The organism is Yersinia fenwicki (assembly GCF_043099325.1).
In the GTDB taxonomy this organism is placed as follows: domain Bacteria; phylum Pseudomonadota; class Gammaproteobacteria; order Enterobacterales; family Enterobacteriaceae; genus Yersinia.
In genome coordinates, this window is record NZ_CP170755.1 from 1,466,867 (window position 1) to 1,489,761 (window position 22,895).

The following is a 22,895-nucleotide window of genomic DNA, read 5'->3' on the forward strand; positions in this document are numbered from 1 at the left end:
ATCTACGGTGACCCGCGGGTTGCAGGTATAATACCTGTAAATGAGCGCGACCCATACCGTCAGATTATGTTTTTTGGCTAAATACCTTTGTAATTAAATGTCACTTTGACTGATTGTTTAGGTTCGGAGATTGATAATCTAAATTATACCGCTAAGATGGGCGCTCAACCTTGAATGGGATTGATTTAACAATTCCAAGGATAATTCACTCGATGCAAGGTTGATCACGGATACCGTTGAGTATGGATAGGATTAAATAGGGATAATGTTTAAACGACAACGCGGCGCAAAGTGGTTCCTCTGTCTGGCTTGCCTGGTCATACTGGTTTGTATGACGCAACGCATTGCCAGCTTGCACGCGTTGGAACAAAGTCTGCTTTTACCATCATCATCACAAGTTGTCGCTGATGTAAACGACGCCCCAACGCCTTGTGAATTGAGTGCCAAATCTTTGTTGGCATCACCCCCCGTTCTGTTCGAATTAGCCATTTTCTCTCTGGGCTTATTGCTGCTGTTGTTAGTGCCCATCATACCCATCAGTATGCGGTTCCCTCCGCCCAGAGTCATATCACCCAGCGGTTTGAGGGTGCATTTGCGATTATGCGTTTTCCGGGAATAGCGCAACAACTCTCTATGTTGTTGTAATTAATCTATTTCTGGAGAAAAACAATGTTCAATTTAAGCAAGACAGCTTTGTTCTGTCTGTTGCTGCTATGGATGCCAACTCTTTGGGCGGCAGATAGCGGTTGGCTGATCAGTCCGCAAAATGACCATGCCAAGGTTCGAGTCCGTACCGAGCCTTCAGTTGGTAATGAAACACGTATGTTACTGAGCGTTCAGCTGGAAAAAGGCTGGAAAACCTATTGGCGCTCGCCGGGAGAAGGGGGCATTGCACCCGTGGTGACCTGGTCGCCACCTCTCGAAACCGTAAAATGGTACTGGCCGGTACCGCAACGTTTTGATGTGTCTGGAATTTCTACTCAGGGCTATCATGAGCAGGCCGTCTGGCCAATCGTGATTTCCGGTAAAGTCCCCAAAACACTCAGCGGAACATTAACCCTGTCGACATGCAGTAATGTCTGCATTTTGACTGACTACCCATTTAGTTTGGATATGTCTGCGGCAGTCAGTGCTGAAAACCAGCAGCAATTTGAACACGATTTTGCTCAAGCGATGGGGCAAGTGCCGATTGCCAATGCATTGACTCAGCAAATTCAAGCGGGTTTTAGTCAGGGAGAAGTACAGATTCTTGCTCAGCGTGATGAAGGTTGGCAGCAGCCAGAGCTGTTCTTCGATACCCTCGAAGATGTCGACCTCGGCAAACCGGTCGTCACGGTACAAGATAATCAACTATCCGTGCGGGTGCCTGCTACCGATGGATGGGGGGAGGGAACTGGCAATCTGAGCGGCAAGTCGCTGACTCTGGTGATAGTAGATGGTGGGCTGGCGCAAGAGGCGACGGTGACTATCGGGCCAGCGCTGACGTTACCGCAATCCAGTTTCTCGTTTTGGTCGTGGATTCTGATGGCGCTGACCGGTGGGTTAATCCTTAACCTGATGCCATGTGTGCTGCCGGTATTGGCGATGAAACTTGGCTCCATTCTGCAAACTGGGCATCAAACTCGCCGTCAGGTACGCTGGCAGTTTCTGGCCTCATCTGCTGGGATAATCACCTCCTTCTGGTTGCTGGCCTTGTTGATGACGGCACTGCGCCTGGGTAATCATGCGCTTGGCTGGGGTATTCAGTTCCAAAATCCATGGTTTATCGGTTTTATGGTTTTGGTTACCGCTCTCTTTACCGCCAACTTATTCGGGCTGTTCGAGATTCAGCTATCTTCATCGTTGAATACCCGCATTGCCGCCCCACGCATTGAGAAACCGGGCGCACGGGGGATGGCGGGCCACTTTGGGCAAGGCGCTTTGGCGACTTTGCTGGCAACTCCGTGTTCTGCTCCCTTCCTCGGTACAGCCGTGGCTTTCGCACTGGCTGCCCCTTTACCTGCACTGTGGGGGATTTTTACCGCGCTTGGCGTGGGGATGAGTTTGCCGTGGTTGGCGGTTGCCTCGTGGCCGAAACTCGCGCTGTGCCTACCGCGCCCCGGCCGTTGGATGAACCACCTGCGGATAGCAATGGGCGTACTGATGCTCGCGTCCAGCTTGTGGTTACTTAGCTTGATGGTCAGTCATATCGGCCTGCAAACGGTCATTATCATCGCCGGAATAGCTTTGCTGTCACTGCTACTGGCTATTGGCAGACGTTACTGCACTCGCATTGCCGCGATAGTCAGTTTAATCGCCATGCTGATTGTTGGGGGATTGCTGTTGGTAGGGTCATTAACCGCAGATTTATGGCGCAAACCGCTGCATGACGATATTCCGTGGCAGCCGTTAACAGAAACTGCCATTAAGAAGGCCTTGGCCGAACATAAACGCGTGTTTGTCGATGTCACCGCCGATTGGTGTGTGACTTGCAAAGTTAACAAGATACACGTGCTGATGCGTGATGATGTGCAGCAGGCTTTGCAAGCGCCGGATGTGGTGGCGTTACGCGGAGACTGGACGCGCCCTTCTGCTGATATTACCGCTTTTTTACGTGAACGTGGCAGTGTTGCCATTCCGTTCAACCAAATTTATGGGCCGCAGCAACCGCAGGGAGTCGTACTTTCTCCGCTGCTGGATCGTGATGTTCTGCTCAAAGTATTGGCCGATGCGAAAGGAAATGAAAAATGAGAATATTGACTGTATTACTGTTTGTTATGTTTTCGAACCCTCTATGGGCGGCGCCTCCTTTCACCCCTGAACAGGAAGTTCGAATTAAAGAACTGATCCGTGAAACGCTCATCTCTAATCCAGATATTCTGGAGCAATCGGTCAATGCCTGGCAGCAGCAGGCCAATGAAGCCCAAGGACAGCAACTGAGCCAGTTTATCGCGGCGAATAAACAAGCCTTGTATGAAGACCCTGGCAGCCCGCGTTTTGGCGCGACGACACCGCAACTGACCTTGGTTTCTTTCACTGACTACAATTGCCCATTCTGTAAAACATTTGACCCATTGCTGGAAAAGTTAGTCAAAGAGTACCCGCAGGTGGCGGTGGTGATAAAACCATTGCCATTCAAAGGGGAAAGCTCGGTGACCAGTGCACGATTGGCATTGACTCTGTGGCAACAGCATCCGGAACAATGGATGGCTTTTCATCAGCGTTTGATGGCAAAAAAAGGCTTCCACGATGCGAGCAGTATTGCTGCTGCACAGAAAAAAACCGGGGTGACACCGGCTGCGCTAAGTGAGCAAAGTCTGGATGTGCTGCGCTCCAATTTGAAGTTGGCCGACCAACTGGGTATTCAGGGCACTCCCGCCACCTTAATTGGCGACGAGATGGTGCCGGGCGCGATTTCTTATCAAAAATTGGAAGAGATAGTGAAGCAACAACTGGCACTGGCGGGTAAATGAATCGGTTAAAGCGCTGGGGCAAAGAACTGATGGTTCTATTGTTGCTCGTGGTGGTGGTTTCTCTGGTAATGGATTAGTTGCGTCGCCCGCAAGCGCCCGCAAATTGGCCAGATACACCACGGCAAACACTGGCAGGAAAGACGGTTTCGTTACCTGAAATGAGTCAGGAAAAACCGCTGCTTATCTATTTTTGGGCGACATGGTGTGGTGTGTGTAAATACACCACACCCAGTGTCAATCAGCTGGTGCAAGAGGGTGAAAATGTTCTGACCGTGGCACTGAGGTCAGGCAATCCCGCACAAGTTGAGACTTGGCTCCGTAAAAAAGGTTACCCGTTGCCGGTGATAAATGACCCGCAAGGCGAGTTATCAGCGCAGTGGCAAATTAATGTCACGCCGACCGTGGTTATCCTCTATCAAGGCAAAATGGTGCAACATACCAGCGGCTGGACCAGCTATTGGGGGATGAAACTGCGTTTGTGGCTAGCGTCCTTCTAACGTAATATTTTCCTCATTCTCATATATAGCCCAGTGCCATTAGGCTGGGCTAATTTTCTGCCCCACACTCCCTGATAGCGGCACTGAGTCGGTTTATTCCTTGAGTTATCAATTCTGGGGAGTTGGCAGCAAAATTCAAGCGCAGGGTAAACTCCCCGTCGGCTTCCTGAGTGTGAAAACCACCACCTTTGGCGAAAGTCACACCCGCTTGCCACGCCAGCGGCATCAAGCGCGAAATCGGTGCATTTGGTGGTAATTGCAGCCAGATAAATAACCCACCATCAGGTATTTCAAACTGACAATCTGGCGGCAATGTCTGGGTGAGAGCCTCGACCATCACATCACGATGCTGGCGATATAAACGGCATGCCCGTCGTAGCTGTTTGTCATATCGTCCGACGGTAACGAAGGCATCCAGCGCCCGCTGAATCAGGTTCGAGCTGGTAAAACTATCAACATGTTTTAAACGCGCCAACTGTGTGTATTGAGGTTGGTCAGCAACCAAATAACCAATACGCATACTGGGTAGCAACATTTTTGAAAAAGTGCTGACATAAATAACCTCGCCCGGTGCCGCCAGTGAGCGCAATGAAGGCAGTTTTTTGCCGCTGTAGCGCAAATCCCCGACGTAATCATCTTCAAGAATCGGCACTCCGCCGGCTCGTGCGATATGTAATAGCTGATGGCGACGGCTTTCACTCAGACAGCGACCCGTCGGGTTATTAAAATTAGGGATGCAATAAATGAGCTTGGGTTGATGCTTAACCAATAGCGCAGGCAGTGTATCCAATTGCATGCCTTGCTGATCGCTGGGCAGTGCAACAACATTCACTTTATGTAGGCGAAACAGGGCGATAGCTTCGGCATAAGTAGGTTCTTCTACCAATACAGTATCGCCAGGGGCCAATAATGATTGGCTCACCAAACTGATGGCGTGTTGCGAACCATTGGTTATTAGCAATTGCTCTGGGCGTGTCGCGATACCCTGCGCAGAAAGAATGCGGCTCAGGGTATCGCGCAACGGGTAATAACCGCAGTAATCGCCGTAACTGAATGCTTCCTCAGCATGGCGTCGCAATATCGATTGTAAAATCTGGCGGAATTCATCCAGTGGAAAAATCTTTGGGCTACCAATGCCCGCGGCGAAATTGATGGTGTCTGGGGGGAGGGGAATATCAGCATAACCGTCCAGTCGTGAAGTCACGGTGGTAAAACGGTCGAGTGGAAATTCCCCTGTTAATAGCGGCTGTGGCTGACTTAGCGGTGGCGGGAGATGGCGAACATAGGCACCGCTGCCACGTCTTTGTTGCAAAAAACCTTTTGCTGCCAACTCGGCGTAGGCGTTATCCACCGTTAGGCGGCTGACTGACAATTCTGTTGCCAAAGTACGCGTTGACGGCAATTTATCCCCATCAGCAAATACACCACTGAGAATAGCCCGCCGCAGTGCTTCTTCAATTTGCAGATACAATGGAATGTCTTGTTGGCGATCTAAAGGAATATGCATGTGATAACGCCGAAAGTGGCTCAGGCTAGAAATAATACTTTTACTATACCCAATGCCAGCAAGGCTTCAAGCAAGAAAAAGTGGCCTGTATCAATCGGGAGGTAAGTGGCTCTGGTGGCAAAAAAATGGCGGAGTAAAATTGCCTTAAATTAAGCAATGTCGTTAATCTAATGAGGCTGTTATGGCAATGTCGGCGGGATTACCCCCATCAATAATTTGTGCTCCGCAGGTGAGAAGCCGCTTCTTGATCGGTAAACGGCAAGGGTATGTACTGGCTCTTATCAGTGCCATGTTATTGGGTTTTACTGGGATTATTATCCGCATTCTCACCGCGCATTATCATTTACCGACTTCAGTTTTAGCTTTCTGGCGGGCAGGGTTGGTCGCAGCTGTTCTGTTGCCTATTTTATTAGTGATCAAGCCCGAGTGGGCCAAATTGCGCCGCGATCAGGTCAAATTCTATTTGGCTTATGGTCTGTTGCTGGCGGTATTTAATGGCTTATGGACAGAATCCGTGGCGTTAAATGGGGCATCGATATCCACCATTTTGGTGTATTGCTCGGTGGGTTTTACCGTTTTTCTGGGCTGGATTTTTTATAACGAATATATGGGCTGGCGTGAGTTTTTCGTTATTGTCATTAGCATGATGGGCTGTTTTCTGGTCAGTGATGGAGTAAATATCACAGCGGCAGATTTTAATTTTGTGGGTTTATTCGTTGGTTTGGCGTCAGGAATTGGTTACAGCTTTTATACTCTGGCCGGGCGAATTGCCACGGATCGCCGCTATCCCGTGTGGAATACCATTTTATATGTGTTTGGACTTTCCGCTGTGTATCAGTTGATATTCAATCAAATATTGTTGTGGTTCCCGATACAGGGGTTACAGCAGATGGTGGGAAATCTGTTCTTTTTATCCATCGGGACAGAAGGTGTTCAATGGTCTGGCTGGTGGCTATTGTTAATTCTGGCCGCGGGCCCGACATTACTGGGCTTTGGGTTGTTTAATCTGAGTTTGAAAACTCTTCCGCTGGCAGTCGCCAGCTTAATACTTACCCTGGAATTGGTGTTCACCGCTGTAATTGCTTATTTTCTATTAGATGAAATCTTATCGGCTTCGCAATTACTGGGCAGTGCATTGGTTTTATTGGGCGTATTAATGCTGCATAGAAAAGATAATACTTAGGGTGAGGTAGCAACACCGAGCAATAGTGCTACCTCGCCCTGAGAGCGTTTATTGCGCGGTTTTCCGACGTAATGGTGTGCGCAGACGTTGAGCTAATATCACCCCCGCGAGGGTAATTCCGCCGCCAATCAGATGGTAGCTGTGCAACTGCTCATGCAGGAAAGTGACGGCAATAATGGCGGTAAACACTGGCGTCAGGTTCATAAATATTGACGCGGTGTTTGCTCCCAGTCGCATGACGCCGTGGATCCACAAATAAGGCGCAATAATAGAAGCAGGAATGCCGGCAAATAATACCAGCGGGATATTCTGTGCCGTTAATTGAACATCTGCGGCCAACAGGAAGTTCGGTAATAACAGCACCACACCAAAGACAATTTGTATATATAGGGATTGCCAGTTAGGTAATTGAATCGCCCAGCGCTTGGTTAATACCCCGTAGAGAGCATAGGATGCCGAGGCACCGAACATCATCAATTCACCTTTGCCGATGCCATGTTGCAGCAACTGCGCCGGGTTACCCGCGCTGACCAACCACACCAATCCCCCTAATGACAATACACTGCCCAGCGCAATCCCGACGGTAGGTGCCACACGCAGTACCACAATGCTAATAAGCACGGTCAATAATGGAATTAACGAACTGAGTATTCCCATAAATAGGGCGCTGACACTATGGGCGGCGTAATAAGCCAGACTTTGGTACAACACCATCCCCAATAACCCCAGAATCATCAGTTTCCACCAATAAATGCGGATGGCCTGCCAGTTGCGGATAACGCCCATCAGCAAAAATGGCGTTAGAGTCAGTAATGCCAGCACCCAGCGATAGAAGGAGATTGCCGCCGGATCGATAGCGGTAGCGGAGACTTTGCTGACTACGGCATTGATTGACCAGATAATCACCGCGAATAAGGGGAATAACACATTCATGAACATAATTCTCATTAAGATACTAATACGGTGCAGTGTAACGCTGTCTGATTTATTCTATATACTGATAATCAGACAATCGTTGCTGTGATTAAGACAACTTACCCGTCATACTTCAAGCTGCATATGCGTTGGCTGCACTCGTTACTCGGCCCGTCCATGGGCCCCGCCTCTACGAGGCCGCTGCAAGTAGCGTTCAAATCTGCTCCCGACCGATTTGTCATTCGCTGGCAGCCTTTCTGCAACTCGAATTATTTAGGGTATTGATATGACGGTGATAAAACCTAATCTTCCGATGGTCGCCGATACTGCGCCGCAGGATCTCTCTTTCCGCTGCGAGATATACAATGCCAATACTGAATTTCTGCCCCATACCCATCCCTATGGACAATTGATCTGTGTTAAATCGGGTGTACTGGCAATGAGTATTGGCGGACAGCGTTTTCTTGCTCCGCCTGAATTCAGTGTCTGGATCCCTGCCGGGGTCCAACATTCCAGTTATAACCGTAAATCAATGCATTTTCGCGCTATCGATATCGCGTTAGAACATTGCAAAGAGTTACCTACGTCAGCTTGTTTGATTAATGTCAGCCCGATTTTTAGTACCATCGTGGAGGATTGCTTCGCCCGTGGTTTATTAATGCCGGAAAGCGAACAAGATTTGCGCTTAAGCCTTGTGCTGATTGATCAGCTCAGAGTATCACCGGTGCAGCGCACTTATTTGCCGACCTCACAAGATAAGTTGCTGTCGCCCATTTTGGCGGCGCTGGAACGCTGCCCATCAGATAATACCTCGCTGGCAGTTTGGGCCAAACGGGTCTATACCACTGAACGAACGTTATCACGCCGTTGCCAGCAAGAGTTAGGCATGGCGTTTAGTGAATGGCGGCAACGTTTACGTTTTTTACACGCAATTTCGCTACTCGAACAGGGGAAAACGGTGCAAAGTGTGGCATTTGATGTGGGCTATAGTTCTGCGTCAGCTTTTATTACCATGTTTCAGCAAATTTCGGGGACGACACCAGAGCGTTTTCGCCGCACCAATCCCCTCTCTCCTTGACGCCCCAGTGGGGTTTCTACGCTTACGCACCCGTATTACTGATTTGAGTCAGCTCATCGAGGGTTATTCGTTTGCCGCCGACCTGCAACTCCAACGATTTTGGAGATATACTAAGCGCCCTGTTTTTCATCTGTAGGGCAGCAAGCTGCCGGAGAACAAAGTGAAAATTCTGGTTGATGAGAATATGCCATACGCCGATGCGCTATTTCAGCGGTTAGGTGATGTGCAGGCAGTGCCGGGAAGGCCAATTCCCCTTGATGCGCTGGCTGGTGCAGATGCGTTGATGGTGCGCTCGGTCACCAAAGTGAATGAGGCGCTATTGCAAGGCACGTCAATTCGTTTTGTCGGCACAGCGACCGCGGGCACTGATCATGTCGATGAAAACTGGCTGCAACAGCAGGGCATCGGCTTCTCCGCCGCTCCTGGCTGTAATGCTATTGCCGTGGTGGAATATGTTTTTTCTGCGCTGATGATGATGGCCGAACGCGATGGCTTCCAACTGCGTGATAAAACGGTTGGTATCATTGGTGTGGGTAATGTGGGAGCACGGCTGAATGCTCGTCTGCAAGCTCTCGGGGTGCGGACTCTTCTGTGTGATCCACCACGCGCGGATCGCGGTGATAACGAAACATTCTGGCCGCTGGAAAAGCTGGTACGCGAGGCTGATGTTCTCACTTTCCATACACCGCTGAATAAAAACGGCCCTTACCAAAGCTTGCACATGGCAGATGATGAGTTGCTGGCTGCTTTGCCAGATGGTCGCATTCTGATTAATGCCTGTCGCGGTGCGGTGGTTGATAACACTGCATTGCTCCGTGCGTTGGAAAAGGGCAAAAAGCTCAGTGTGGTGCTGGATGTGTGGGAGCCAGAGCCAGAGTTATCTCTGTCATTATTGGCCCGTGTTGATATCGGGACACCCCATATCGCCGGATACACATTGGAGGGTAAAGCGCGCGGTACAACTCAAGTGTTCGAAGCATTCAGTCAATATTTGGGCCAACCACAATCCGTCGAGCTTGCCAGCTTATTGCCACAGCCCGAATTCAGCCAGTTACGACTAAATGGTGAGTTAGACGAAGGCAAATTAAAACGATTGATGCACTTGGTGTATGATGTGCGCCGCGATGATGCGCCGTTACGGCGTGTTGCTGGCCAGCCGGGCGAATTTGACCGCCTGCGCAAGCGCTATCAAGAGCGGCGCGAATGGTCATCACTTTGTGTGCAGTGCGATGATGCTGCCAGCGCTGAGTTGTTGCAAAAGTTAGGATTCAGCACTCAATGACTCTAAGCCGCTCTATAGATTAATCATGATGGAATATCAGGTGGTGTTTTACCGTCTGATATTAATGACAAAGCTATTTATCGCTTAGTGAGTAAAGGGTTGACCGTACCTAGGGGCGCTTCGACGGCTTACGCCGTTACGACCCCAACGGCACGTTTCCCCTTCATTTAACTTTGTCAGCAGTTTGAGGCAGTATTTTACCGCCTTTGTCTTTGTATAAATCCTTGTAATTTAATGAACGTTAGTGGAGAAAACCAACATGTCTGACGGCTGGAATATAGCTCTGTTAGGAGCAACGGGCGCAGTAGGTGAAGCTTTGCTGGAGCTGTTAAATGAGCGCCAGCTCCCGGTTGGTGAATTGTATCCTCTGGCCAGCGAGCGCAGTGCTGGTGCAACTGTGCGCTTTAACGGTAAAAGTGTGCTGGTTGAAAATGCCGCAGAATTTGACTGGTCTCAGGCGCAACTGGCTTTCTTTGTTGCAGGCCGTGAAGCCTCACAGCAATACGCTGAAGAAGCGGCCAACGCTGGTTGTTTGGTTATCGACAGCAGTGGCTTGTTTGCCATGGAACAAGATGTGCCGCTGGTGGTGCCAAGTGTGAATCCTCAAGTGTTGGCGGAGTACCGCAACCGCAATATTGTGGCGGTCGCCGATAGCCTGACCAGCCAGTTATTGACAGCAATTAAGCCGCTGACCGAGCAGGCTGGTTTGTCCCGTTTGCATGTTACCGCGCTGATTTCTGCTTCCGCTCACGGTAAAGCCGCAGTAGATGATCTCGCCGGGCAAAGCGCTAAGCTGTTAAATGGCATTCCTGCTGAGCCAGGTGTTTTCGCTAAGCAATTGGCCTTTAACGTTTTACCGCTGCTGGCTGATGAAGAAGGCAGTGTACGAGAAGAACGCCGTTTAGTGGATCAGGTACGTAAAGTCTTACAAGACGAAGGGTTACCTATCTCCGTGAGCTGTGTCCAGTCGCCAGTATTCTATGGTCAGGCACAAGTGGTTCATCTGGAAGCGCTACGCCCAATCGCCGCGGAGGAGGCCCGCAGTGAGCTAGAAAGTTGCGACGATATTCAGTTATCGGAAGAAGATGATTATCCAACACAAGTGACAGATGCCTCTGGCAGTGATGTTTTGAGTATTGGTTGCATCCGCAATGACTATGGTATCCCCGAAGTGTTGCAGTTCTGGTCTGTGGCTGACAACATTCGTTTCGGCGGTGCGTTGATGGCGATTGAAACGGCGGAGCGCCTGTTGCAGGAGCAACTATACTGATGTCCGAACTTGAGTTGACTCAGCCAGAAAATACCGTGGTTGAGGCTGTGGGGATTAAAATCGCGCTGGGTATTGAATACAACGGCAGCCGCTATTTCGGTTGGCAGCGCCAGCAAGAGGTTGCCAGCGTCCAGGCTTGTCTGGAGGCCGCACTGTCAAAAGTCGCCAATGAGCCTATCGGCGTATTATGTGCCGGACGGACAGATGCTGGAGTGCATGCGACGGGGCAGGTAGTTCATTTTGTCACCACGGCCGAGCGCAAAGATGCCGCCTGGACGATGGGCGTCAACAGCCATTTACCGCCAGATATTGCGGTTCGTTGGGTTAAAACAGTTGATGATGGCTTTCATGCCCGTTTCAGTGCCACGGCTCGGCGCTATCGTTATATTATTTTTAACCATCGCTACCGACCAGCGGTTTTGGCGCAAGGAGTCACCCACTGTTATATGCCGCTGGATGCCGAAAAAATGGAACAGGCTGCGCAATGTTTGCTCGGTGAGCATGATTTTACTTCGTTTCGTGCGATACAGTGCCAGTCCCGTACACCTTGGCGAAATGTAAAACATGTCAAAGTTACCCGACATGGCGCGTATATCGTGGTAGATATCAAGGCCAACGCATTTGTTCATCATATGGTGCGCAATATTGTTGGTAGCCTGATCGAAATTGGTTGCGGCAATCAGAGTGTCACCTGGATGGCCGAATTACTGGCGCTGAAAGATAGAGCTCGAGCGGCGGCAACCGCGAAAGCGGAAGGGTTATATTTAGTCTCGGTTGACTATCCTGACCACTTTGCTCTACCCAAAATGCCATTGGGACCGCTTTTCTTAGCGGACGACTGATTTTATAACCTTATTTTCATGCAACAAAATGAGTTAGGCGAGTTGGTGACTTGGGGCTAAGGATTACCTAAGGAAGTTCAGCTAAGCTCGCTTAATCAAAGATCAAGCTCGTTGACTACTCGAGATTATTTATGGAATTTATACGTTTCGTTATTGATTTTATTTTGCATATTGATGTGCATTTAGCGGAGTTGGTAGCGCAGTATGGCGTCTGGGTTTATGGCATTTTATTCCTGATTCTATTTTGTGAAACTGGCTTGGTTGTCACGCCATTCTTGCCGGGCGATTCTCTATTGTTTGTGGCGGGTGCATTAGCCTCATTGCCCTCCAATGACATCAATGTTCACATTATGGTTGCTCTGATGGTCACGGCTGCAATTTTGGGTGATGCGATTAACTACACCATTGGCCGGGTATTCGGTGAAAAGTTATTCTGTAATCCTGAGTCTAAAATTTTCCGTCGTAGTTATCTGGATAAAACCCATCAGTTTTACGAAAAGCATGGTGGAAAAGCGATTATTTTGGCGCGATTTGTTCCGATTATTCGTACTTTTGCGCCATTTGTTGCGGGTATGGGCAAAATGTCCTATCGCCATTTTGCCGCTTATAACGTGATTGGGGCGTTGGTATGGGTGCTGTTATTCACCTATGCTGGCTACTGGTTTGGTAACATGCCTTTTGTTCAGGATAATCTGAAATTGCTGATTGTTGCCATTATCGTGGTGTCAATCTTGCCAGGCGTATTCGAGGTTTGGCGGCATCGGCGGGCAGCAGCGCGTCAGAAAAATCAGTAAAAATGTTACCTAAGCCGCGGGTTCGACCAGTTTTTTATCTACACTGTCGAACCAATATGGTTTAATGAGTCACATTTGTGGTCTGTTCCTGCGGACAATCTGAGTTAAGTGCCTTAGTGACGCCGCATTGGCGTATAGCTTAGGCATTTTTTATTGGGGTGTTTTCAGGGAGATGGTTAAAGCATGAACAGCGAACTGGCAACAGCCAGGTTCAAACAGAAAGGTCATCGATGAGCTGGATTGAACGAATTCTCAACAAAAGCAATATTACACAAACCCGTAAAGCGAGTATTCCTGAAGGGGTGTGGACGAAGTGCGACAGCTGCGGTCAGGTACTTTATCGTGCCGAGTTAGAGCGCAATCTGGAAGTGTGTCCTAAGTGTGATCACCATATGCGTATGTCAGCCCGTGCGCGGTTGCATATGCTGCTGGATGCAGGCAGTGAAGTTGAACTGGGTAGCGAACTGGAGCCAAAGGATATCCTGAAATTTAAGGATTCCAAAAAGTATAAAGACCGCCTTTCAGCTGCACAAAAAGAGACGGGCGAGAAAGATGCTTTAGTTGTCATGAAAGGAACCTTACAAGGTATGCCTATTGTGGCAGTTTCATTTGAATTTGCTTTTATGGGCGGTTCAATGGCATCAGTCGTCGGCGCTCGCTTTGTTCGCGCGGTAGAACAGGCACTGGAAGACAACTGTCCACTGGTGTGCTTCTCTTCTAGTGGCGGTGCCCGTATGCAGGAAGCATTGATGTCTCTGATGCAGATGGCAAAAACCAGTGCCGCTCTGGCTAAAATGCAAGAGCGTGGTTTGCCGTATATATCAGTGCTGACTGACCCGACCATGGGCGGTGTTTCCGCCAGTCTGGCTATGTTGGGTGATATCAATATCGCTGAACCGAAAGCACTGATTGGCTTTGCTGGCCCTCGGGTTATCGAGCAAACTGTGCGTGAAAAACTGCCACCGGGCTTCCAGCGCAGCGAATTCTTAATTGAAAAAGGCGCTATCGACATGATAGTCCGCCGTCCGGTTATGCGTGAGACGCTGGCCAGCATTTTGTCGAAATTGACTCATCAACCGCAACCAAGCGTGGATGGGGTTAAGGCTGATGCGGCTGTGGCAGATAATCAGGCCGATGCCTGATTATCTTAACGGGCACCACTCTGATAAGGTGGTGCCCGGTTATTGTGCATGGTCGGAACTTAAGCTTTATCGCTTTAAAAAAGAAAATATTTACCCAAAATAATTCGAGTTGCAGGAAGGCGACTATTGAGTGAACCCCGCTGAGTTGATGCTAGTCAATCATTTGGGTGAATGAAAGCAGTCAACGCACATGCAGCTTGAAGTCTTATGGGTATAAAGGCCAGTGACGGGACTTATGAACAACCATCAAACTCCCCAAGCCACGTCGCCTTTGGCCGCGTGGCTTTACTATCTTGAGCGCTTGCATTCTCAGCCAATCGAGCTGGGGTTGGAACGTGTTAAACAGGTTGCTGAGCGTTTGGACTTGCTTAAGCCTGCTCCTAAAGTCTTTACCATTGCCGGTACGAATGGCAAAGGCACCACCTGTTGTACCCTGGAATCAATTTTACTCGCAGCGGGTATGCGGGTTGGGGTTTACAGCTCACCTCATCTTTTGCGTTACACCGAGCGCGTTCGTATTCAGGGACAAGAATTGCCTGAAGCGGAGCACAGCCATGCTTTTGCTAAAATTGAAGCTGGGCGCGAAGGTATCTCACTGACTTATTTCGAGTTTGGCACCTTATCTGCCCTGCAACTGTTTAAGCAGGCTAAGCTTGATGTAGTGATTCTGGAGGTCGGGCTGGGTGGGCGTTTGGATGCGACTAATATTGTTGATTCAGATGTTGCTGCCATTACCAGTATTGCGATCGACCACACTGACTGGCTGGGTTTCGACAGAGAAAGCATTGGCCGTGAAAAAGCCGGGGTCTTCCGTGCGGGTAAACCGGCAGTCGTTGGGGAACCTGATATGCCACAATCAATTGCAGACGTTGCGGCAACACTCGGTGCGCACCTGTATCAACGCGATATTGCCTGGCAGTTCAACCAACATGGCGCCGTTGATGAAGCCCGTAATGGCTGGAACTGGCAATGTGGTGATCGCCAACTGAATGATTTGCCTTTGCCGAATGTGCCGCTAGCCAATGCTGCGACGGCTCTGGCAGTATTGCATTATTCTGGATTGTCGCTGAACGAAGACGTGATTCGTCAGGGGCTACAAGCTGCCAGTTTACCAGGGCGTTTTCAGATAATCAGTGAGCAGCCGTTGTTGATTTTGGATGTTGCTCACAATCCGCACGCAGCGCGTTATTTGACTGATAAACTGGCTCAACTACCGAGACAGGGCAAAGTGCGCGCGGTGGTTGGGATGTTATCGGATAAAGATATTGGTGGTACGCTGGTGTGCTTATCTGAGCAAGTCGATGAATGGTACTGTGCGCCGCTGGAAGGGCCGCGCGGGGCCAGCGCGGAGCAATTAGCCGGGTATTTGGCGCAATCACGCCAGTTTAGTGATGTCGAAACTGCCTGGCGTCAGGCTATGCAGGATGCAGAACCACAGGATGTGGTCATTGTCTGTGGCTCTTTCCATACGGTTGCTCATGTTATGGCAGCAATGGATTTGTAACAGCTTGAGTTTATCAAGACATTGAAATGGGGAGTGCGAGTGGCAAGTAAGTTCCAGAACCGTTTAGTCGGGACCATAATTCTGGTGGCGTTGGGCGTGATTGTACTGCCTGGGCTGCTGGATGGTAAAAAGAAGCATTATGAGGATGAGTTTGCTGCCATCCCATTAGTGCCAAAACCCGGTGATAGTCAGGAGATTGATGCGGTTCCGCCGGTCAGTCAGCCCCTGCCTATTGCGCCGCCGGAAGGTGCAGCGCAAGCCGTGGCAGTCCCTAAAGATGATTCCGCCTCTCAGGCCGCTAATGATGCCGGTAACCTGCCGTCTCAACCGACTATCGTGGCACCGCCACCGGTACAAAGTAAGCCGGTTGAAGTGAAACCTGTCGAGAAAAAACCAGCTGAGGTTAAGCCAGTAGAAGCCAAGCCAGCACTAGTCGAGAAAAAACCGCAGGAAGTTAAGCCAAAACCTGAGGTTAAACCGCCAGTACAACCAGAAAGCAAACCGGCTACTGAAGAAAAAGCGCCAGTGGGACAGGCCTATGTCGTCCAACTGGGGGCACTGAAAAATGCGGCCAAAGTTAACGAAATTATTGCGACGCTGCGCTTGTCAGGTCATCGCGCATTTACGGTGCCAGCGACGCCAGTTCAAGGCCAGATTACCCGCGTGTATGTTGGGCCTGATGCGTCAAAACAAAAACTGCAATCGGCCTTGCCAGAGCTTAATTCATTAAGTGGTCTGGATGGGAAGGTTAAGCCCTATGGCACGGGGCGCTAAAATTTGATTAAAGGTTAAGACATCAGGGTGTATAGGGTTTTAGCGTTAAGTTTGTGCGGCGATTGTTGTTTTTAAAATCGCCGCACTTTAATTTATCGACGGTAATAATTCCTCTACGCAAACGTTTTCTTTTTCTGTTAGAATTCGCCGCGAACAGGATGAAGCGGCGATTTCGTCATTGGAATAGTCATGGTCTGGATTGATTACGTCATTATAGGGATTATCGGGTTTTCTGCTTTAGTCAGCTTAATCCGGGGGTTTGTCCGTGAAGCATTGTCACTTGTAACATGGGGATGTGCGTTTTTTGTTGCCAGCCATTTTTACAGTTACCTTGCTATCTACTTCACTCGTTTTGAGGATGAAGTGGTTCGTAACGGGATTGCTATTGGCATTTTGTTCATTGCGACGTTGATCGTCGGGGCTATTGTTAACTATGTGATAGGTTCGCTAGTTGAACGTACCGGGCTATCAGGAACTGACAGGGTACTGGGCATCTGTTTTGGCGCGCTGCGAGGCGTTCTGATTGTCTCGGCCATGTTGTTCTTTCTGGATACGTTTACCGGCTTTTCGCAAAGTGTTGGCTGGAAGCAGTCACAATTAATCCCGCAGTTCAGTTATATCATCAGGTGGTTCTTTGACTACCTACAGAGCACGTCGAGTTTCTTACCGAATCAACTACCGATTCGGAGCGGCTTATGAGGAAAAGACAACATGTGCGGTATTGTCGGTATCGCCGGTTTTGCACCGGTAAACCAGTCGATTTATGATGCGTTGACGGTGCTTCAGCACCGAGGCCAGGATGCTGCGGGCATCGTTACCATTGATGCCCATAATGGGTTCCGGCTGCGTAAAGCAAACGGCTTGGTGAAGGATGTATTTGAAACCCGGCATATGCTGCGCTTACAGGGGAATATGGGTATTGGCCATGTTCGTTACCCAACAGCTGGCAGCTCCAGTGCTTCCGAGGCTCAACCTTTCTACGTTAACTCACCGTTTGGCATCACTTTGGCTCATAACGGTAATCTGACTAATGCTCACCAGCTGAGAAAGGAATTATTCGAAGTTTCTCGCCGTCATGTGAACACCACTTCTGACTCAGAAATTCTGCTGAATATTTTTGCCAGCGAATTGGACCGTTTCCAGCATTATCCGTTGGAATCTGACAACATTTTTGCCGCTGTTGCCGCCACACATCAATTGATTCGTGGTGCCTATGCTTGCGTCGCGATGATCATTGGTCATGGTATGGTTGCTTTCCGTGATCCTAACGGTATTCGCCCGTTGGTTATGGGGAAACGCACCCTCGCTGATGGCCGTAATGAATATATGGTCGCTTCTGAAAGTGTGGCGTTGGATACCCTTGGTTTCGAATTCCTGCGGGATGTTGCACCGGGTGAAGCGGTGTATATCACCGAGAAAGGCCAATTATTCACTCGCCAATGTGCTGAAAATCCGAAATATAATCCGTGCTTGTTTGAGTATGTTTATTTTGCTCGCCCCGACTCCTTTATGGATAAAATTTCTGTTTACAGTGCGCGTGTGCGTATGGGCCAGAAGTTAGGCGCAAAAATTGCCAAACAGTGGGAAGACCTGGACATTGATGTTGTTATTCCTATCCCGGAAACCTCCTGCGATATCGCACTAGAAATCGCCCGTATTCTGGATAAGCCCTACCGCCAGGGTTTTGTGAAAAACCGTTATGTTGGCCGTACCTTTATCATGCCAGGCCAGCAGGAGCGTCGTAAATCTGTGCGCCGCAAACTGAATGCCAATCGTGCAGAATTCCGCGATAAGAATGTGTTATTGGTGGATGACTCTATTGTGCGTGGTACCACGTCAGAACAGATTGTTGAAATGGCGCGTGAAGCTGGGGCGAAGAAAGTATATTTCGCCTCTGCCGCTCCTGAAATTCGTTTTCCGAATGTGTATGGCATCGATATGCCAAGTGCCAATGAATTAATTGCGCATGGGCGTGAAGTGGATGAGATTCGTCAGTTGATTGGTGCAGATGCACTGATTTTCCAGGATCTTAGTGACCTTATCGAGGCGGTACGCGAAGATAATCCAGATATTACACAGTTCGAGTGCTCAGTCTTTAACGGCGTTTACGTCACTAAAGATGTGGATCAAAGCTATCTGGAGTATCTGGAATCGTTACGTAACGATGATGCGCAAGCATTACGTAGTCATAACGAAGCAGAAAACCTGGAGATGCATAACGAAGGGTAATACCCGTCATCTTTCAAGTCGCAGGTGTGTTGGCTACGCTCAATCACCCGAATCACTTACTTATGTAAGCTCATCGGGATTCTTTCGCTTGCCGCCTTCCTGTGTCTTGAAATCTATTGGGTCTACTTAGTGAAAAGGTGAGTGTGAATCAAAAAGGTGCAACCAGCGTGCAGGCGCGGTGCACCTTTTTTGTTGCCAACAGAACTCAGGATGTTAGGGCTAAATTGGCGGGCGATGATTTGCTAATTGATCTCGGATACGGCAAAGTCTCGCCATATTTCTTTATGTTATGCTTAATTTATAAGGCATAAAGCCAGCTTGAGGGACTTTCCCATGAAACGACTTATTATTGGCATTAGCGGTGCCAGCGGTGCCATTTATGGTGTTCGCTTGTTACAGGTGCTGCAACAGGTCGAGGGAGTGGAAACACACTTGATTCTTAGTAACGCCGCACGTCAGACGTTAGCACTTGAAACCGATTTCAGTGTAAAGGATGTGCAGGCGCTAGCGGATGTGGTGCACGACTCTCGCGATATCGCAGCTTGTGTTTCCTCGGGATCATTCAAGACCTGCGGGATGGTCATTTTACCTTGTTCAATCAAAACGTTATCTGGCATTGTTCATAGCTATACAGATGGTTTATTGACTCGTGCAGCTGATGTCATTTTGAAAGAACGCCGCCCTCTGGTGCTGTGCGTGCGTGAAACGCCACTACATTTAGGCCATTTACGACTAATGGTACAAGCTGCTGAGTTGGGCGCGGTCATCATGCCGCCAATGCCAGCGTTTTATCATCGCCCACAGACTATCCAACACTTGGTCGATCAAACAGTTAATCGGGTCATCGATCAGTTCGATATTGAGTTGCCTGAAGATTTATTTACGCGTTGGCAAGGCGCGGGTTAACATTTATCCCTTAATTGATACATTTGTGCAACATCGCACTGAAATAGGGCGCATTATGCACCACAATGATGCTGTTTCAGATCGCATACTGTCACATAGATTTCGTATTCAGTTTTTCCCTACGACCCTATGCCCATTTTTAGTGGTTGTTGTGCCAAGCAAGCGGTGATGGAGTTTGCTTTTCCCGCCAATGATTACTGGCACGATTACTGCACATCGATTTATGGAAACGTAGATTTATGGACGCTAAGGGTTGTACTGAAAACTAACGCGCTTTGTGGCATCGAAAATCAATTTGAGGGTTATGTATGAATAAGAAAATTTTGGTTCTGCCTCTCGTATTAGCATTGGCTGCTGCCAGCACTGCTTTTGCTGCTATTCCTAAAGATATCAAAATTGGTACAGATCCAACTTATGCTCCTTTCGAATCAAAAAATGCCAGTGGTGAGTTGGTAGGTTTTGATATCGATATCGCCAAAGAGTTATGTAATCGTATTGATACTAAATGTACTTTTGTTGAAAGTGATTTCGATGCACTTATTCCATCACTGAAAGCTAAAAAGATCGATGCCATTATCTCTTCACTTTCAATTACTGAAAAACGCCAAAAAGAAATTGCCTTCACCGACAAACTCTATGCAGCAAATGCTCGTTTGATCGCGCCAAAAGACAGCAAAATTGAACCAACATTGGTGGCGTTGAAAGGTAAACGTGTTGGTGTATTACAAGGTTCGACTCAGGAAGCATTTGCCAATGCTGAGTGGCAGCCAAAAGGCATTGATGTTGTCGCCTATCAGAATCAGGATTTGATTTATTCCGACTTGAGCTCTGGTCGTATTGATGCTGCTTTCCAGGATGAAGTGGCTGGCAGTGAAGGTTTCCTGAAACAAGAAGCAGGTAAGGGTTATGCCTTCGCCGGTCCATCAGTTAAGAATGATCAATTCTTTGGTATAGGTACGGGGATGGGCCTACGTAAAGATGACGCAGAACTGAAAGCGGCGCTGGATAAGGCCTTTGCAGAAATGCGCAAAGATGGTACCTACGACAAGCTTGCGAAAAAATATTTCGACTTTGATGTTTACGGCGGTTAATTCCGCTTGTTGTAACGGCCTCAGCCTAAATAGGCAGGGGCCGTTATAGCGACTAGCCAAAGTAATTAACCAGACTCCTTACTCAGTAGAATAGGATAACCAAGATGCTGGATGGATATTCCAAACTGATATTTGAAGGTGCGCTGGTGACACTGGAGCTAGCACTGTGCTCAGTGCTGCTGTCAGTGATTATCGGCTTAATAGGTGCCGGTGGGAAATTATCATCGAATCGGCTGTTATCTGGCTTATTTGAGTGCTACACCACGTTGATACGTGGCGTTCCTGATTTAGTTTTGATGCTGCTTATTTTTTATGGTTTGCAGATAGTCCTGAATAGCATTACTGAATCCCTTGGTTTTGCACAAATCAATATTGATCCCCTTTCAGCTGGGATTATCACCCTCGGTTTTATCTATGGTGCTTATTTCACTGAAACATTCCGTGGCGCTTATATGGCGGTTCCAACTGGCCAGATTGAAGCCGCCAGAGCATTTGGTTTCTCTTCCAGTCAGATTTTTCGCAGAATTATGTTTCCTGCCATGATGCGTTATGCGCTGCCAGGCATTGGTAATAATTGGCAAGTCATTCTCAAGGCGACTGCATTAGTCTCTATTTTGGGATTGAACGATGTGGTGAAAGCAACCCAATTGGCTGGAAAGGGGACTTATCAACCATTCTTCTTCGCATTGGTAGCTGGCGTGATTTATCTTATTTTTACCACTCTATCCAATGGTATTTTACTGTGGTTGGAACGGCGCTATTCCCACGGAGTGAAGAGGGCCGAACTATGATTGAAATCCTACATCAATATTGGCAAGCCTTGCTTTGGAGCGACGGTTATCGATTTACTGGCATGGCCGTTACACTATGGTTATTAATCACCTCAGTTGTGATAGGCGGGTTGCTGGCTATTCCGTTGGCGGTGGCGCGTGTTGCTGAGCGGCGCTGGATTCGCTTACCGGTGTGGATATTTACTTATATCTTTCGCGGTACGCCGTTATACGTGCAATTGTTGGTGTTCTATTCCGGTATGTACAGCCTGGAGATAGTCCGAGGTAACGATCTACTCAATGCATTCTTCCGCAGCGGATTGAATTGTACTATTTTGGCTTTGACGCTAAATACGTGTGCTTATACCACTGAGATATTCGCCGGTGCTATTCGATCAGTACCACACGGTGAAATTGAAGCAGCAAGAGCCTATGGTTTCTCGCGTTTTAAAATGTATCGCTGCATTATTTTACCTTCCGCACTGCGTATTGCTTTACCCGCCTATAGTAATGAAGTTATTTTAATGCTGCATTCAACCGCATTGGCTTTTACCGCCACGGTGCCAGATATACTGAAAATAGCGCGTGATATTAACGCTGCGACATATCAGCCGTTTTATGCTTTTGGTATTGCTGCCGTACTTTATCTGATTATCTCCTTTACGCTAATTAGCCTGTTCCGCCAGGCAGAGAAACGTTGGCTGGCACATATAAAACCTCAGGCATCGCATTAAGTACGGAGACCTTATGACTGACACATTAAAAACTATGACCGATACACTAAAACCTAAAATAGCTGAAACCAAACTGTCTGTGACCGAATTGCATAAGCACTATGGGGAACATGAGGTATTAAAAGGTGTTTCACTCTCAGCTAAAGCGGGGGACGTTATCTCTATTATTGGTTCGTCTGGATCGGGGAAAAGTACCTTTTTGCGTTGCATCAACTTCTTGGAAAAACCCAGCGAAGGATCGATCAGTGTCAATAATCAAGACATTCGACTGGTGCGCGATAAAGACGGACAATTAAAGGTTTTTGATAAAAAAGAACTGCAATTACTACGTACTCGGCTGACGATGGTATTCCAGCATTTTAATTTATGGAGCCATATGACAGTGCTTGAAAATGTGATGGAAGCGCCGGTGCAGGTACTCGGGCTGAGTAAATCAGTAGCCAAAGAGCGTGCTATTCGTTATCTGGATAAAGTCGGCATTGATGAGCGTGCGCGAGCCAAATATCCAGTACATCTTTCCGGGGGTCAACAGCAACGTGTCTCTATTGCGCGGGCATTAGCGATGGAGCCGGATGTACTACTATTTGATGAGCCAACTTCTGCGCTGGACCCAGAGTTGGTCGGTGAAGTTCTGCGAATTATGCAAAAACTGGCAGAAGAGGGAAAAACCATGGTGGTAGTGACCCACGAAATGGAGTTCGCCCGTCATGTTTCCAGCCATGTTATTTTCTTGCACAAAGGATTAATCGAAGAAGAAGGCCCGCCCGCTGAGCTGTTTGGTAATCCTAAAAGCCCTCGTTTGCAGCAATTTCTTTCTGGTGCATTGAAGTAATTTATTCCCATGAGATGAGCGTAATGTTCATCTCATTGTTATATTAATTCTCCGTAATATATGCCCCCTTCAAAATTATTGAATTCTGCAAGA

At 48.4% G+C, this 22,895-nt stretch carries 22 protein-coding genes; 20 read left to right on the forward strand and 2 right to left on the reverse strand.

Annotated elements, in window-relative coordinates:
* The first annotated feature begins 265 nt into the window (after positions 1 to 265).
* From ACF3VQ_RS06770 to ACF3VQ_RS06785, 4 genes are all read left to right on the forward strand, one after another.
* Entirely contained in the window at positions 266 to 619 is a 354-nt protein-coding gene (locus tag ACF3VQ_RS06770; protein WP_392434046.1) for a copper resistance protein, read from the forward strand.
* A gap of 50 nt (positions 620 to 669) precedes the next feature.
* Entirely contained in the window at positions 670 to 2,730 is a 2,061-nt protein-coding gene (locus ACF3VQ_RS06775) for a protein-disulfide reductase DsbD family protein (protein ID WP_392434048.1), read from the forward strand.
* Entirely contained in the window at positions 2,727 to 3,452 is a 726-nt protein-coding gene (locus ACF3VQ_RS06780) for a DsbA family protein (protein WP_392434050.1), read from the forward strand. The genes ACF3VQ_RS06775 and ACF3VQ_RS06780 overlap by 4 nt, the downstream gene beginning before the upstream one ends.
* Positions 3,453 to 3,529: 77 nt before the next feature.
* Positions 3,530 to 3,949, forward strand: coding sequence for a protein disulfide oxidoreductase (locus ACF3VQ_RS06785; protein ID WP_392434053.1), 420 nt, complete (start codon positions 3,530 to 3,532; stop codon positions 3,947 to 3,949).
* A 49-nt stretch (positions 3,950 to 3,998) separates the two neighbouring features.
* On the opposite strand, the gene ACF3VQ_RS06790 is transcribed toward ACF3VQ_RS06785, so the two are convergent.
* Positions 3,999 to 5,456, reverse strand: coding sequence for a PLP-dependent aminotransferase family protein (locus ACF3VQ_RS06790; protein ID WP_392434056.1), 1,458 nt, complete (start codon positions 5,454 to 5,456; stop codon positions 3,999 to 4,001).
* A gap of 181 nt (positions 5,457 to 5,637) precedes the next feature.
* Here ACF3VQ_RS06790 and ACF3VQ_RS06795 point away from each other — a divergent pair, with 181 nt between their 5' ends.
* Positions 5,638 to 6,639, forward strand: coding sequence for a DMT family transporter (locus ACF3VQ_RS06795; RefSeq protein WP_392434059.1), 1,002 nt, complete (start codon positions 5,638 to 5,640; stop codon positions 6,637 to 6,639).
* A 48-nt stretch (positions 6,640 to 6,687) separates the two neighbouring features.
* On the opposite strand, the gene ACF3VQ_RS06800 is transcribed toward ACF3VQ_RS06795, so the two are convergent.
* Positions 6,688 to 7,572, reverse strand: a complete 885-nt coding sequence (locus ACF3VQ_RS06800) for a DMT family transporter (RefSeq protein WP_392435470.1) — start codon at positions 7,570 to 7,572, stop codon at positions 6,688 to 6,690.
* A 274-nt stretch (positions 7,573 to 7,846) separates the two neighbouring features.
* Here ACF3VQ_RS06800 and ACF3VQ_RS06805 point away from each other — a divergent pair, with 274 nt between their 5' ends.
* The 15 genes from ACF3VQ_RS06805 to hisP all read left to right on the forward strand — a co-directional run bounded on the left by ACF3VQ_RS06805 (position 7,847) and on the right by hisP (position 22,802).
* Positions 7,847 to 8,632: an AraC family transcriptional regulator gene (locus ACF3VQ_RS06805; protein ID WP_392435472.1), complete on the forward strand. Its 786-nt coding sequence runs from the start codon at positions 7,847 to 7,849 to the stop codon at positions 8,630 to 8,632.
* Positions 8,633 to 8,792: 160 nt separating this feature from the next.
* Positions 8,793 to 9,914, forward strand: a complete 1,122-nt coding sequence (pdxB, locus tag ACF3VQ_RS06810) for a 4-phosphoerythronate dehydrogenase PdxB (protein WP_392434061.1) — start codon at positions 8,793 to 8,795, stop codon at positions 9,912 to 9,914.
* Positions 9,915 to 10,173: 259 nt separating this feature from the next.
* Positions 10,174 to 11,184 carry an aspartate-semialdehyde dehydrogenase gene (locus ACF3VQ_RS06815; RefSeq protein WP_392434064.1) on the forward strand — a complete coding sequence of 337 codons (1,011 nt, stop codon included), beginning with the start codon at positions 10,174 to 10,176 and terminating at the stop codon, positions 11,182 to 11,184.
* Complete coding sequence (gene truA / locus ACF3VQ_RS06820) at positions 11,184 to 12,026, forward strand: tRNA pseudouridine(38-40) synthase TruA (protein ID WP_392434068.1); 843 nt, start codon at positions 11,184 to 11,186, stop codon at positions 12,024 to 12,026. The genes ACF3VQ_RS06815 and truA overlap by 1 nt, the downstream gene beginning before the upstream one ends.
* Positions 12,027 to 12,157: 131 nt before the next feature.
* Positions 12,158 to 12,820: a DedA family protein gene (locus tag ACF3VQ_RS06825; RefSeq protein ID WP_392434071.1), complete on the forward strand. Its 663-nt coding sequence runs from the start codon at positions 12,158 to 12,160 to the stop codon at positions 12,818 to 12,820.
* Positions 12,821 to 13,050: 230 nt separating this feature from the next.
* Positions 13,051 to 13,962, forward strand: a complete 912-nt coding sequence (gene accD, locus ACF3VQ_RS06830) for an acetyl-CoA carboxylase, carboxyltransferase subunit beta (RefSeq protein ID WP_392434073.1) — start codon at positions 13,051 to 13,053, stop codon at positions 13,960 to 13,962.
* 235 nt (positions 13,963 to 14,197) lie between these two features.
* On the forward strand, positions 14,198 to 15,466 hold the full coding sequence (folC, locus tag ACF3VQ_RS06835) for a bifunctional tetrahydrofolate synthase/dihydrofolate synthase (protein ID WP_392434074.1): 1,269 nt from the start codon (positions 14,198 to 14,200) through the stop codon (positions 15,464 to 15,466).
* Between the two features lie 39 nt (positions 15,467 to 15,505).
* Entirely contained in the window at positions 15,506 to 16,240 is a 735-nt protein-coding gene (gene dedD, locus ACF3VQ_RS06840) for a cell division protein DedD (protein WP_392434077.1), read from the forward strand.
* Between the two features lie 189 nt (positions 16,241 to 16,429).
* Positions 16,430 to 16,939 carry a colicin V production protein gene (gene cvpA / locus ACF3VQ_RS06845; protein WP_392434080.1) on the forward strand — a complete coding sequence of 170 codons (510 nt, stop codon included), beginning with the start codon at positions 16,430 to 16,432 and terminating at the stop codon, positions 16,937 to 16,939.
* Between the two features lie 12 nt (positions 16,940 to 16,951).
* Positions 16,952 to 18,469 carry an amidophosphoribosyltransferase gene (gene purF, locus ACF3VQ_RS06850; protein ID WP_005158469.1) on the forward strand — a complete coding sequence of 506 codons (1,518 nt, stop codon included), beginning with the start codon at positions 16,952 to 16,954 and terminating at the stop codon, positions 18,467 to 18,469.
* 333 nt (positions 18,470 to 18,802) lie between these two features.
* Positions 18,803 to 19,375 carry a UbiX family flavin prenyltransferase gene (locus ACF3VQ_RS06855; protein ID WP_392434082.1) on the forward strand — a complete coding sequence of 191 codons (573 nt, stop codon included), beginning with the start codon at positions 18,803 to 18,805 and terminating at the stop codon, positions 19,373 to 19,375.
* A 308-nt stretch (positions 19,376 to 19,683) separates the two neighbouring features.
* On the forward strand, positions 19,684 to 20,466 hold the full coding sequence (hisJ, locus tag ACF3VQ_RS06860) for a histidine ABC transporter substrate-binding protein HisJ (protein ID WP_392434085.1): 783 nt from the start codon (positions 19,684 to 19,686) through the stop codon (positions 20,464 to 20,466).
* Positions 20,467 to 20,570: 104 nt separating this feature from the next.
* On the forward strand, positions 20,571 to 21,257 hold the full coding sequence (locus ACF3VQ_RS06865) for a histidine ABC transporter permease HisQ (RefSeq protein WP_392434086.1): 687 nt from the start codon (positions 20,571 to 20,573) through the stop codon (positions 21,255 to 21,257).
* On the forward strand, positions 21,254 to 21,970 hold the full coding sequence (locus ACF3VQ_RS06870) for an ABC transporter permease (RefSeq protein ID WP_392434089.1): 717 nt from the start codon (positions 21,254 to 21,256) through the stop codon (positions 21,968 to 21,970). The genes ACF3VQ_RS06865 and ACF3VQ_RS06870 overlap by 4 nt, the downstream gene beginning before the upstream one ends.
* 34 nt (positions 21,971 to 22,004) lie before the next feature.
* On the forward strand, positions 22,005 to 22,802 hold the full coding sequence (gene hisP, locus ACF3VQ_RS06875; RefSeq protein WP_005171791.1) for a histidine ABC transporter ATP-binding protein HisP: 798 nt from the start codon (positions 22,005 to 22,007) through the stop codon (positions 22,800 to 22,802).
* Positions 22,803 to 22,895 lie beyond the last annotated feature (93 nt).